The sequence below is a fragment of the Cellulosimicrobium cellulans genome, from assembly GCF_024124905.1.
Classification (GTDB): Bacteria; Actinomycetota; Actinomycetes; order Actinomycetales; family Cellulomonadaceae; genus Cellulosimicrobium; species Cellulosimicrobium cellulans_G.
The window spans coordinates 26,711-38,927 of the sequence record NZ_JAMXST010000008.1; the positions used below are offsets into that span (position 1 = coordinate 26,711).

Annotated in this window: 12 protein-coding genes and 1 pseudogene; 8 read left to right on the top strand and 5 right to left on the bottom strand. The window is 75.1% G+C overall.

Going from position 1 to position 12,217, the window contains the following annotated elements; all coding sequences use genetic code 11:
- Positions 1-42: 42 nt before the first annotated feature.
- The 7 genes from NHH00_RS20365 to NHH00_RS20395 all read left to right on the top strand — a co-directional run bounded on the left by NHH00_RS20365 (position 43) and on the right by NHH00_RS20395 (position 7,171).
- Positions 43-1,188 (top strand): ABC transporter substrate-binding protein, encoded by a 1,146-nt coding sequence (locus NHH00_RS20365; protein ID WP_253055352.1) that lies wholly within the window; start codon positions 43-45, stop codon positions 1,186-1,188.
- Complete coding sequence (locus NHH00_RS20370; protein ID WP_374615374.1) at positions 1,185-2,048, top strand: ABC transporter permease; 864 nt, start codon at positions 1,185-1,187, stop codon at positions 2,046-2,048. The genes NHH00_RS20365 and NHH00_RS20370 overlap by 4 nt, the downstream gene beginning before the upstream one ends.
- Positions 2,024-2,827, top strand: a complete 804-nt coding sequence (locus tag NHH00_RS20375) for an ABC transporter ATP-binding protein (protein ID WP_374615375.1) — start codon at positions 2,024-2,026, stop codon at positions 2,825-2,827. The genes NHH00_RS20370 and NHH00_RS20375 overlap by 25 nt, the downstream gene beginning before the upstream one ends.
- Positions 2,824-4,263 (top strand): LLM class flavin-dependent oxidoreductase, encoded by a 1,440-nt coding sequence (locus tag NHH00_RS20380; RefSeq protein ID WP_253055353.1) that lies wholly within the window; start codon positions 2,824-2,826, stop codon positions 4,261-4,263. Before NHH00_RS20375 ends, NHH00_RS20380 begins: the two co-directional genes overlap by 4 nt.
- On the top strand, positions 4,260-5,336 hold the full coding sequence (locus NHH00_RS20385; RefSeq protein WP_253055354.1) for an LLM class flavin-dependent oxidoreductase: 1,077 nt from the start codon (positions 4,260-4,262) through the stop codon (positions 5,334-5,336). Before NHH00_RS20380 ends, NHH00_RS20385 begins: the two co-directional genes overlap by 4 nt.
- Positions 5,337-5,469: 133 nt before the next feature.
- Positions 5,470-6,465, top strand: coding sequence for a methyltransferase (locus NHH00_RS20390; RefSeq protein ID WP_253055355.1), 996 nt, complete (start codon positions 5,470-5,472; stop codon positions 6,463-6,465).
- Between the two features lie 157 nt (positions 6,466-6,622).
- On the top strand, positions 6,623-7,171 hold the full coding sequence (locus NHH00_RS20395; protein ID WP_253055356.1) for a hypothetical protein: 549 nt from the start codon (positions 6,623-6,625) through the stop codon (positions 7,169-7,171).
- Between the two features lie 3 nt (positions 7,172-7,174).
- Here NHH00_RS20395 and NHH00_RS20400 read toward each other — a convergent pair whose 3' ends face one another.
- Positions 7,175-7,879 carry a uridine kinase family protein gene (locus NHH00_RS20400; RefSeq protein WP_308202357.1) on the bottom strand — a complete coding sequence of 235 codons (705 nt, stop codon included), beginning with the start codon at positions 7,877-7,879 and terminating at the stop codon, positions 7,175-7,177.
- A gap of 60 nt (positions 7,880-7,939) precedes the next feature.
- Here NHH00_RS20400 and NHH00_RS20405 point away from each other — a divergent pair, with 60 nt between their 5' ends.
- The gene (locus tag NHH00_RS20405; RefSeq protein ID WP_253055357.1) at positions 7,940-8,590 is read left to right on the top strand and encodes an NUDIX hydrolase; all 651 of its coding nucleotides are present in this window, start codon (positions 7,940-7,942) and stop codon (positions 8,588-8,590) included.
- Positions 8,591-8,599: 9 nt separating this feature from the next.
- On the opposite strand, the gene NHH00_RS20410 is transcribed toward NHH00_RS20405, so the two are convergent.
- From NHH00_RS20410 to NHH00_RS20425, 4 genes and pseudogenes are all read right to left on the bottom strand, one after another.
- The gene (locus tag NHH00_RS20410) at positions 8,600-9,262 is read right to left on the bottom strand and encodes a LutC/YkgG family protein (protein ID WP_253055358.1); all 663 of its coding nucleotides are present in this window, start codon (positions 9,260-9,262) and stop codon (positions 8,600-8,602) included.
- Positions 9,259-10,998 (bottom strand): LutB/LldF family L-lactate oxidation iron-sulfur protein, encoded by a 1,740-nt coding sequence (locus tag NHH00_RS20415; protein WP_374615376.1) that lies wholly within the window; start codon positions 10,996-10,998, stop codon positions 9,259-9,261. Before NHH00_RS20415 ends, NHH00_RS20410 begins: the two co-directional genes overlap by 4 nt.
- A complete protein-coding gene (locus NHH00_RS20420) occupies positions 10,995-11,789 on the bottom strand; it encodes a (Fe-S)-binding protein (protein ID WP_253055359.1) in 795 nt (264 codons plus the stop codon). The genes NHH00_RS20415 and NHH00_RS20420 overlap by 4 nt, the downstream gene beginning before the upstream one ends.
- Before the next feature lie 180 nt (positions 11,790-11,969).
- Positions 11,970-12,217: pseudogene (locus NHH00_RS20425) on the bottom strand (hypothetical protein); the annotation flags it as partial.

Consider the following 12,217-nt stretch of genomic DNA (forward strand, 5'->3'; position numbering starts at 1 on the left):
GCGTCCGCATGCCTCCGTGCGCTCTCCCCGAGAGGACTCGCCATGCCCGCACACCCGCTCGTCCGTTCCTCCGCACCGCCCGGCCGCCCGTCTGCGGGTCCGTCCGGCCGCCGCGGCGCGACCGCCGTCGCGCTCGGCCTCGTCGCACTCCTCGCGACGGGTGCGTGCGGTGCCGCGCAGGCGTCCGGCGGCACGGACCCGGCGGACGGCGCGGCCCTCGCCGCCGACGCCGACCTGCCCACCGAGGTGCCCGAGGGCACGGTCCTGCGCATCGGCGACCCGACGACGCAGAAGGCGTTCGAGCTCGCCGGCGACGACCTCGACAGCGACTTCTCGTTCGAGGTCGAGTGGGCCAACATCTCCGGCGGCCCCGCGACGACGGAGGCGTTCCGGGCGGGCTCGCTCGACGTCGGCGCGGTGGCGGAGATCCCGCCGATCCACGCGACGTGGACGGGACTGGACGTGCAGATCTACGCGTCGATCTACCGGGAGAACTGGGAGGACGCGCCGATCTACGAGTTCGCGGGCGCGCCCGGGGTCGAGCTCGACTCGCTCGAGGACTTCCGCGGCCACCGCATCGCGTTCAGCCCGGGCCAGGCGCAGGGCGCGATCGTGCTCAAGGCGCTCCAGGAGGCCGGTCTCACGCAGGACGACGTCGAGCTCGTCGAGCTGCCGAGCACGGGCGACGTGTACTCGACGGCGCTCGCCGCGGGCGAGGTCGACATCGCCCCGCTGGGCGGGACGCAGCTCTTCCGCTACCTGGCCACCTACGAGGCGGACGGCGCGACGTCGGTCAAGCACCACCTGCGCGACGACGCCTCGCACCTCTACGGCCCGACGGAGGTCGTCGAGGACCCGGCCAAGGCCGCGGCGCTGCGCGAGTACGTCGCCGCCTGGGCGGCGGCGAAGGTCTGGATCGACGAGCACCCCGAGGAGTGGAAGCAGGGGTACTACGTCGAGGACCAGGGGCTGAGCGAGGAGGACGCGCAGTACCTCATCGACCACGCGCCGGTCCCGGACATCCCGTCCGACCTGACCGAGGGCATCGAGCGCACGCAGGCGACGATCGACCTGCTCGCGACCGAGCTCGACCAGGAGCCGTTCGACGCGACGGACCTGTTCGACGAGCGCTTCGGTCCCGTCGCGGGTGAGGCCGCGGCAGCGGCGCGGGACGGGGGAGCGCAGTGAGCGCGGCGGTCGTCGACCGGGTGGACCTCGCGGCCCCGAGGCTCGACGCCGCACCCGCGACGACCGCGGACGTGCGCCCCCGCGGCACACGCCTGGGGCTCGGCCGGCCGATCCCGCTCGCGGCGCTCGTCGGCGTGACGCTGCTCGTGGGCGTCTGGTCGGTCGGCTCCGCCACGGGGCTCATCGACCCGCGCGTGCTCTCCGCACCGTGGACGGTCGTCACGACGGGTGCCGAGCTCGTCGCGAACGGCAAGCTCGGCGCGCACCTCGGGGTGTCCCTGACGCGCGCCGCGCTCGGGCTGGCGTTCGGCATCGTCGCGGGCGTCGTGCTCGCGCTCGCCGCCGGGCTGAGCCGGCTCGGCGACGCCGTGCTCGACGGCCCGATCCAGGTCAAGCGCGCCATCCCCAACCTCGCGCTCCTGCCGCTGCTCATCCTGTGGTTCGGGATCGGCGAGGAGATGAAGGTCATCACCATCGCGCTCGGCGTGTTCATCCCGATCTACCTGCACACGCACAACGGCCTGCGAGCGATCGACAGCCGCTACGTCGAGCTCGCCGAGACGGTGCAGCTCTCGCGGTGGCAGTTCGTGCGTCGCGTCATCCTGCCCGGCGCGCTGCCCGGGTTCTTCCTCGGGCTGCGGTTCGCGGTGACGGGGTCGATGCTCGCGCTCGTCGTGGTCGAGCAGGTCAACGCGACGGCCGGCATCGGCTACATGATGGAGCTCGCTCGGACGTACGGGCAGACGGAGATCATCCTCGTCGGCCTCGTGGTCTACGGCGTGCTGGGCTACTCCGCGGACCTCGCCGTCCGCCTCCTGCAGAGGAGGGTGCTGTCGTGGCGGCGCACGCTGGAGGACTGACCGTGGGGGAGGACCGCCCGACGGCGGTCGGCGCGGCCGTGCGGGTCCGCTCGCTCGTGCGGTCGTACGGGGAGCAGCGCATCCTCGACGACCTCGACCTCACCGTGGACGACGGCGAGTTCGTCGCGATCCTGGGCCGCTCGGGCTCGGGCAAGAGCACGCTCCTGCGCGCGCTCGCCGCGCTCGACCACGGCGTCGACGGCTCGGGCGAGGTCGTCGTGCCGGACCAGGTGTCCGTCGTCTTCCAGGACTCGCGGCTGCTGCCATGGGCGCGCGTGCTGGACAACGTGGTGCTCGGGCTCGACGCCGCCGCGCGCGGCCGGGGGGCGGCGCGCGACGCGGGCCTGGCGAGCCTCGCCGAGGTGGGGCTCGCCGGGCGCGAGCGCGCGTGGCCGAACGAGCTCTCGGGCGGCGAGCAGCAGCGCGTGTCGCTCGCCCGCTCGCTCGTGCGCTCGCCGCGCCTCCTGCTCGCCGACGAGCCGTTCGGCGCGCTCGACGCCCTGACCCGCATCCGGATGCACGCCCTGCTGCGCGACCTGTGCGCGCGGCACCGCCCCGCCGTCCTGCTCGTGACGCACGACGTGGACGAGGCGATCGTCCTCGCGGACCGCGTCGTCGTGCTCGACGAGGGACGCATCGCGGCCCAGCGCCGCATCGACCAGAGCTACCGCCCCGGCGAGGCGCGCGACCCCGCCGACCCCCGCTTCTCCCGGCTCCGTACCGAGCTGCTCGACGCGCTCGGCGTGGTCCGGGACGACAGGAAGGACACCGCCGCATGACCCGCTACGACTCCGCAGGCCACCGCCCGGGGCGCCTGCACCTCAACGCGTTCCTCATGAGCACGGGCCACCACGAGGCGTCGTGGCGGCTGCCGGAGAGCGACCCGTCCTGGACGTCGACCAACATCGCGCACCTGCAGCGCCTCGCGCAGATCGCGGAGGCCGGGAAGCTCGACTCGATCTTCTTCGCCGACGGGCCGGGCCTGCGGTCCGACGTCGGACGCCGCCCGGCGGGGTCCCTCGACCCGCTCATCGTGCTCACGGCCATCGCGACCGTGACCGAGCGCATCGGCCTCATCGCGACGGCGTCGACGACGTACAACTCGCCGTACAACCTCGCGCGGCGGTTCGCGTCGATCGACCACGTCTCCGGCGGTCGGGCCGGGTGGAACGTCGTGACGACGGCGGGGCCGGACATCGCGCGCAACTTCGGCCTCGACGACCAGCCTGCCCACGCGGTCCGGTACGAGCGCGCGGCGGAGTTCCTCGAGGTCGCGTTCCAGCTCTGGGACTCGTGGGAGGACGACGCCGTGCTGGCCGACAAGGCCGCGGGCGTGTGGGCGGACGCGTCGAAGATTCATGCCCCGGCGCACGCGGGGACGCACTTCTCCGTGCACGGCGCCCTCACCACGCCGCGCTCGCCGCAGGCGCGGCCGCTCATCGTGCAGGCCGGGTCGTCGGAGGACGGCAAGGACCTCGCCGCGCGCTACGCCGAGGCGGTGTTCACCGCGCACCAGACGCTCGACGACGCCCGCGACTTCTACGCCGACCTCAAGGCCCGGGCGGTCGCCCTCGGCCGCGACCCGGGAACGGTGAAGATCCTGCCCGGCATCGTCCCCGTCATCGGATCGACCGAGGCGGAGGCGCTCGCGCAGGAGCGCGAGCTCGACGAGCTCATCGTCCCGGAGTACGCGCGCGCCCAGCTCGCCAAGACGCTGCGCCTCGCGCCCGAGAACCTGCCGCTCGACCGCGAGCTGCCCGACGGTCTGCCCACCGAGGACGAGATCGAGGGGGCCAAGAGCCGGTACACGCTGATCGTCGAGCTCGCGCGGCGCGAGCGGCTCACGGTGCGCCAGCTCATCGGGCGGCTCGGCGGCGGGCGCGGGCACCGCACGTTCGCGGGCACGCCCGAGCAGGTCGCCGACGCGATCCAGGACTGGTACGACGCCGAGGCCGCCGACGGGTTCAACATCATGCCCGCGGTGCTGCCGTCGGGGCTCGAGCAGTTCGTCGAGCACGTGCTGCCCGTGCTGCGCGAGCGCGGCCTGTTCCGCGAGGAGTACGAGGGACGGACGCTGCGTGAGCACTACGGGCTCGAGCGGCCGGCGAACCGGTACGCACGAGCGGCTGAGGTCGACCCCGCCACCGCGGGCACCGCCCCCGGTGCCCCCGTGCCCGACGGCGGCGCGCGCGTCCTCGAGGACGCCCTCGCGTGAGCGCCGAGCACCTCTGGTACGTCCCGAACCAGGTCCGTCCGGGCCACCGCGGCGACGACACCACCGAGGGCCACAACAGCCTCGACACCCTGACGAGCCACGCGCACGCGCTGGAACGCCACGGGTTCGCGGGCGCGCTGCTCGGGACGAGCTGGGGGCGTCCCGACACGTTCACGGTCGCGACGGCGCTCGCGGCCCGCACCACGACGTTCGAGCCGCTCGTCGCGATCCGGCCCGGGTTCTGGCGGCCCGCGCACTTCGCGTCCGCCGCCGCGACCCTCGACCACCTCAGCGGCGGCCGGCTGCGCGTCAACATCGTGTCCGGCACCGACGGGCAGGAGGCGTACGGCGACGGCGAGGCCGACCCCGCGCACCGGTATGCCCGGACGCGCGAGTTCCTGCAGATCGTGCGCCGCCTGTGGACGCAGGAGGAGGTCACGTACGCGGGCGAGCACTTCTCGGTGACGCGGTCACGGCTGGGTCCGCGCCCCGTGGCACGCGACGGCCGCGCGCACCCGCGGATCTACTTCGGCGGCGCGTCGGAGGCCGCGGAGCGGGTCGCCGCGACCGAGGCGGACGTGCAGCTCTTCTGGGGCGAGCCGCTCGACGGGATCGCGGAGCGCATCGACCGGCTGAAGCGCCTGAGCGCCGAGCTCGGGCGTGAGCACGCGCCGCTCGAGTTCGGCCTGCGGATCACGACGTTCGTCCGCGACACCACCGAGGAGGCGTGGGCCGACGCCGAGGCGAAGGTCGCGGAGCTGGCCGCGCGGTCGCAGGAGGGCGAGGCGTGGTCCGCGCGCGACCGGGGGCGGAGCACCGCCGTCGGGCAGCAGCGCCTGCTCGACCTCGCGGCGCGCGGCGAGGTGCTCGACGACAACCTGTGGACGACGCCCGGCCGGTTCGGCGGCGGGGGAGCGGGCACGACGTGGCTCGTCGGCTCGGCGGAGGACGTCGCGAAGTCGCTGCGGCGCTACCAGGACCTCGGCGTCACGCACTTCGTCCTGTCGGACACCCCGTACCTGCGCGAGATCGAGCGCCAGGGCACCCAGCTCCTCCCGCTCCTGCGCGACTGACCGAGCACCGCCCAGATCGACCCGCGCGTCGTGAGGTCGACCCCCTGAGGGTCGATCTCGGACTCGCGGGTCGATCTCGTGACGGCGGCTCTCTCCCGCGCGGGCGAGACCCGTCCCGGAGTACCGTCCGGACGTGGACCGGGACCAGCTCGACGACCTCGCCGCCCGCCTGCGCGCCGCCGGGTGCGTCTTCGCGGAGGACGAGGCCGCGCTCCTCGCCGCGCGGGCCGACGACGACGCGCACCTCGACGCGCTCGTCGCGCGCCGGGTCGCGGGCGAGCCGCTCGAGCACGTGCTCGGGTACGTCGACTTCCACGGGCTCCGCGTCGCCGTCGACCCCGGGGTCTTCGTGCCGCGCCAGCGCACCGCGCTGCTCGTCGACGAGGCCGTCGCGCTCGGGCGGCGGGCCGGGCGCCTGGTCCGGCTGCCCGACGGCGGGACAGGCGGTGGCGCGGGCGGCGTGACGGTCGGCGACGCCGACGGCGGGCCAGGCGGCGTGACGGTCGACGACCCCGACGGCGGGGCGGGCGGCAGCGCGGGCGGCGTGACGGTCGACGACTCCGACGGCGGCCTGGGTGGCGGCCTGGACGGCCGGGGGGCCGGCCTGGCAGTGGTCGTGGTCGACGTGTGCTGCGGCGCCGGGGCGCTGGGGCTCGCGACCGCGGTGGGCCTCGGCGGCGCGGAGACCGTCGCGCTGCACGCGAGCGACGTCGACCCGGCCGCCGTCGCGTGCGCGGCGCGCAACGTCGCCGCGGTCGGCGGCAGCGCGTACGAGGGCGACCTGTTCGACCCGTTGCCGCCCGGTCTGCGCGGCCGGGTCGACCTGCTCCTCGCCAACGTGCCGTACGTGCCCACGGCCGAGATCCCGCTGCTGCCCCGCGAGGCGCGCGACCACGAGGCCCACGTCGCGCTCGACGGCGGCGGCGACGGGCTGGACGTGCTGCGCCGCGTCGCCGCCGAGGCGCCCGCGTGGCTCGCTCCGGGCGGCCACCTGCTCACGGAGTCCGGCGAGCGCCAGGCGACGGGCGCCGTCGACGTCCTCGAACGGGCCGGACTGCGGGCGCGCGTCGTCCGCGACGAGGAGATCGGCGCGACGATCGTCGTCGGGACGCTCCCCGCCGAGGCGTGAGAAGTGGCCCCCGGGGCGTGCCGCTCAGGGGCCACTTCTCACGTCTCGTCACGCTCCGCGGGTGGACTCGCAGGTCTCGGTGCAAGGATCCGGCCGCACGCGACAGGTTCTGGACGAAGGCCCGGCGAACGTGCCGGCCTGCGGAGGGGGGCCGACGATGACCGACGGACGGGGACGACGGCGTGCGCGCGGGCTCGCCGCAGGACTGCTCGTCGCCGTGCTGCCCGCGTGCGGCGGCCCGGGAGGCCCGGTCACCGCGTGCCCCGCGGTCGGCTACGTGGCGCGCCTCGAGGTCCGGCTCGACGACTCCTGGCCGGATCGGGATGCCTACGGCGTCCTCGTGGGCTGCGTCGGGATCAACCCCTGCGGGCTCGTGCGCGACGGGACGGTCTCGCTCGACCCGGAGCCGATCCCCACGGCGGTCCCCGACCACCTGGTCCTGCCGGACCGGCCCGAGGCTGCCCAGAGCTCGCCCGAGGCGGCGGCGGAGGACCTGCCCGTCGAGCCGTCGCGCGGCGGCTGGACGGGCTCCGCGACGAACGGCCCGGTCGGGCCGATCGCCGTCCGCGTCGTGGACCTCGCGTCGGGAGACGTCGTCGCCGAGCACGAGGTCGACCCCGTGTGGGAGACGACGACCGGCGACTTCGGGCCCGACTGCGGCGGGCCGTCGGTCGCGACGATCGAGGTCGCTGCCCCGTCGGTGTAGCGCCTACGCCGCGGAGGGCCGCAGGAGCGCGCGGATCTCCTTCTCGGCCTGCGTCGGCGTCAGCGCGCGACAGCCGAGCGACTCCCAGTGGCGCACGAGTGCGGGCTCGGCGCGCAGCAGCGCCCAGCCGCGCCGCAACAGCGTGACCGGCGGCTTGCGCATCTCCGCGAGGTCGCGCAGCAGGCGGAACCAGAACGTCATGAGACGCGGTCGGCGCAGGCAGATCGCGTCGGCCAGGACGTCCTGGGCGCGGCACGCCGCGACGATCTCCGCCGCGAAGATCCCCTCGGCCAGCACGACCCGCGAGCCCGTGACGTCGAGGTGCGTCGTCCCCGTGCGGCGCGACGTCGGGATGTCGTAGACCGGCACGTCCGCGTGCCCGGTCCGCGCGAGGTCGACGAGCGCCGCGACGGCGCCTGCGGCGTCCCACGAGCGGGGGTCGTCCCAGTCGACGATGCCGAACCGCTGCGGCAGGTCCGGGTGGTCGTGGTCGAGGTAGAAGTCGTCGAGCGCGACGACCGGGAGGCCGAGGCGCCGCGTGAGCGACGTCTTGCCCGAGCCGGACGCGCCCGTGAGGAGCACGATGCGCGTCGGGACCTCGCGCGAGCCCGGCGGGAGGTCGAACAGCGCGGGGTCCGTGCCGAGGTCGTCGGTCGCCGGTCCTGTGCCGGCCTGGACCGGGTCGTCGACGTGCTGAGGGTCGCTCACGGGACCCCATTCTCGCAGCGCCGCACGGGGACGGTCACGCGTGCCGCGTAGCCTTCCCCGGTGACCGCACTCGACCCTGCCGCCCTGCTCGCCCGCGACGCCCTCGCCCGCCTCGACCGGTGGGAGCCGGTCGACGACGAGCAGGCGGCGCTCGCGGCCGAGTACCGCGCGTTCCTCCGCGGCGACGGTGGCTCCGGCGCGCGTGCCGACGCCGTCCGGCGCGACGGTGGCCCGCAGCACCTCACGGCGAGCTGCTTCGTGCTCAGCCCGGACCTGGCCCGCGTGCTGCTCTGCTTCCATCGCAAGGGCCAGTTCTGGGTCCAGGTGGGCGGGCACACCGAGCCGGGCGACACGACGCTCGCGGGCGCCGCCTACCGCGAGGCGCGCGAGGAGAGCGGCCTCGACGACCTCGTCCCGTTCGACCCGGACCCGTCCGCCGGCACCGCCCCCGGCGCCCGCGCCGACGCCGCGCCCGCCGCCCCGGTCGACGTGCACCGCCACGACCTCGCCGCGGCGTTCGGGACGTGCCGCACGCACTGGGACGTCGGGTTCGTCGCGTTCGCCGACCCGGACGCACGCACCGTCGTGAGCGACGAGAGCGAGGACGTCGCCTGGTTCCCGGTCGACGCGCTGCCGTCCGGCACGCCGGACGACTTCCCCGTCCGCCTGGCGACGGTTCTCGCGGAGGTGCGCCACCGCCGTGGGGCATGAGGGCCCGCTCTACCTCGGCGGGGCGAGGACCACGTGGAGGGTGCGTGGTCCGTGGACGCCCTCGACGCGGGAGAGCTCGATGTCGCTCGTCGCGCTGGGGCCGCTGATCCACGTCTGGGGTCGTTCCGGGTGCGCGGAGAGCAGCCGCACGGCCTCGGGCACGGTCTGCACCACCTGGTCCGTGCGCACGACGCAGACGTGCAGGTCGGGCACGAGCGTGATCGCCCGGCGGCCCTGGTCGGGCTCGCCGTCGAGCACGATCGTGCCCGTGTCGGCGATCGCGACGCACGCGGCCGTGACGACGGCTTCCACCCGGTCGAGCTCGTCGGGCGTGCGCGGGTCGTCGCGTGCGTCGGGCACGACGGCGGTCCCGGCACCCAGCGCGCCCAGCCACGCGTCGTCGAGCCCCGGCGGCACGACGACGGACGCCGCGTCCGCGAGCACGTCGCCCACGATCGTGGCGACCTCGGCCGGGCCGGCGGCCCGGTGGACGTGCGCCCGGTACTCGACGAGCCGGTCGACGAGGACGTCCACGGCTCCCGGCGACCCCGGCGCGAGGTCGCCGCGCTCGCGGTACGCCCGCGGGACACGGCCGGACGCCGCCGACCCACCCGCCGTCGACCCCCCGAGCGCGGCGCGCACGCGGGCGAGGACGTCGTCGCGCGCGCTCACCGACCCTCACCCCTCTCGCCGAACCCTGGATCGTTCCCCGGTGCGGGCCCATCCTGAGGAGTGATCCCGGGTTCGGCGAACCCGCGATCGTTCCTCAGCCCGGACCGGTCCTGAGGAGGGACCACGGGGTCGGCCGGTGGGGTCGCACGGTCCGGGCGGTCGCGCCACCAGTCGCGGAAGGTCTGCTTCGCCGGGGCCGGGAGGTCGCGCGAGCGGGTCCAGGCGGACGCGGGGGGCGGGAGGGTCGTGATCCGGCCCGTCGGACCGGCGACCACGCGACCCAGACCCGCCGCCTTCTCCGCGAGCGCGAACCGTCGCGCGTCGGACATGACGAACGACGCCGCCTTCATCGCGGCGCCCCAGCCGGTCGGGCGGCCGCGGTCGGCGTCGACCTCGCGCGCCCGGAGCTCGACGAGGATCGACGGGATGTCGATCTTCACGGGGCACACCTCGTAGCACGCGCCGCACAGCGTCGAGGCGTAGGGGAGCGACGCGTTGGGGTCGTGGTGGCCGGAGAGCCCGCCGGAGGACTTGGTGAGCTGCGGCGTGAGGATCGCGCCGATCGGGCCGGGGTACACCGACCCGTAGGCGTGGCCGCCCACCCGCTCGTACACCGGGCACACGTTGAGGCACGCGGAGCAGCGGATGCAGTGCAGCGCGGCCCGCCCGACCTCGTCGGCGAGGACGTCGGTGCGCCCGTTGTCGAGCAGCACGAGGTGGAACTCCTGCGGGCCGTCGCCGGGCGTGACGCCCGTCCACAGGGACGTGTACGGGTTCATGCGCTCGCCCGTGGACGACCGCGGCAGGAGCTGGAGGAACACCTCCAGGTCGGTGTACGTGGGCACGACCTTCTCGATCCCCATGACCGTGATGAGCGTCTCGGGGAGCGTCAGGCACATGCGGCCGTTGCCCTCGGACTCGACGACGGTCAGCGTCCCCGTGTCCGCGACGCCGAAGTTCGCGCCGCTGATCGCGACCTTCGCCGAGAGGAACGTGCGGCGCAGGTGGGCGCGCGCGGCCATCGCGAGCTCGCGCGGGACGTCCGACAGGTCCGGCGGGGCGTCGCCCATGCGCGCGAGGAAGATCTCGCGGATCTCCGCGCGGTTGCGGTGGATCGCGGGCACGAGGATGTGCGACGGCATGTCGTCGGCGAGCTGCACGATGAGCTCCGCGAGGTCCGTCTCGTACGCCGCGATCCCCTCGGCGGCGAGCGCCTCGTTGAGCCCGGTCTCCTGCGTCGCCATGGACTTCACCTTGACGACCTCGTCGACGCCCTTGGCCTTCACGAGGTCCGCGACGATCCGGTTCGCCTCGTCGGCGTCGCGCGCCCAGTGCACGACGCCGCCCCGCGCCACGACGTTGCGCTCCAGCTCCTCGAGGAGGTCGGGCAGGCGCGCCATGACGTCGGTCTTGATCGCGGAGCCCGCGTCGCGCAGCGCCTCCCAGTCCGGCACCTCGCCGACGACGGCGGCGCGCTTGTCCCGGATGGTCGAGGTCGCGTGCGCGAGGTTGCGGCGCAGCTGCGTGTTCTGCAGCGCCGCGCGCGCGGCGTCGGGGAACGCGTCGCCCCAGCGCAGCGGCGCGTCGGGGTGCGGCACGTCGCCGAACGCGTCCGACGCCGCCGCTGCGCCCGCCGAGGTACCCGCCGACGTGCCGCGCGCGCCCGGGCGCGCGACGTCGTCGGGCAGGGTGCGCGCGCCGCGCCGGGCGGGCAGGCCGAGGAACGTGCGGCTCACCGGGCACCCCCGCGCGTCGACGGACCGGCCCCGGCAGGGGCGGGTGTGTCCTTCGTGGACGCGAGGATCTCCGCGAGGTGCAGCGTGCGGACGCCCGCGCGGATGCGCGACAGGCCGCCGCCGATGTGCAGGAGGCACGACGCGTCGCCCGCGGTGAGGACCTCGGCGCCCGTCTCCTTCACGTGCGTCATCTTGTCGGCGAGCATCGCCGTCGAGGTCTCGGCGTTCTTCAGCGCGAAGGTGCCGCCGAACCCGCAGCACGCCTCCGCCGCGGGCAGCTCGACGAGGTCGATGCCCGCGACCGCGCGCAGGAGGCGCAGCGGCTTGTCGCCGACGTGGAGCATGCGTAGCGAGTGGCACGTCGGGTGGTAGGTGACGCGGTGCGGGAAGTAGGCGCCGACGTCGGTCACGCCGAGCACGTCGACGAGCAGCTGGGAGAGCTCGTACGTCTTCGCGGCGACCGCGTCGGCGGTGCGCGCGAGTTCGTCGAGACCGGCGCGCCGGCAGACCATGCCCTGCTGGTGCCGGACCGACCCTGTGCACGACCCCGACGGCACGACGATCGCGTCCCACTCGCCGTCGAGCACGGGGGAGAACGCCTCGACGTGGTTGCGCACCACGGGGACCGCCTCGTCGAGGTACCCGGTGTTGACGTGCATCTGGCCGCAGCAGGCCTGGCGCTCGGGAAAGAACACCTCGTGCCCGAGGCGCTCGAGGAGGAGGGCGGTGGCGCGCGGTGCCTGCGGGAACATCACGTCGCCGAGGCAGGTCGCGGTGAGGGCTATGCGCATCAGGGCTCCGGGAGAGGGTGAGTCCGGTCCAGTCTCGCCGGGGCGCGTCCGTGCCGCCTGTCGAGACCCCCGCGGCGAGGCGCTGCGGTTGTGGTCGGACGACGTGGCTCTGCCGGCCCTGGTGCGGCACGGACGCCGGGGTGGCGGGACGGACGGTCCCACCACCCCGGCGGTCTCCGGTCAGGCCGAGCAGGTGGCCGTCGGGAGCGTGGTGTTGCCGTTCGAGTACAGCGTGATGCCGAAGGCGTCGCCGTTGCCGTTGGGTGTCGCGGTGAGGGTGCCGCTCGTGCCGGAGACGGCGGCGTTCCAGGAGTTCTGCAGGCTCTGGCCGGAGCCGGTGCGGATGGTCACGGTCCAGTCGGACGCGCCGGAGACCTGGAACGTGGTGTTGAAGCGGTCGCCCCAGGAGTCGCCCCGCGTCACGGTCA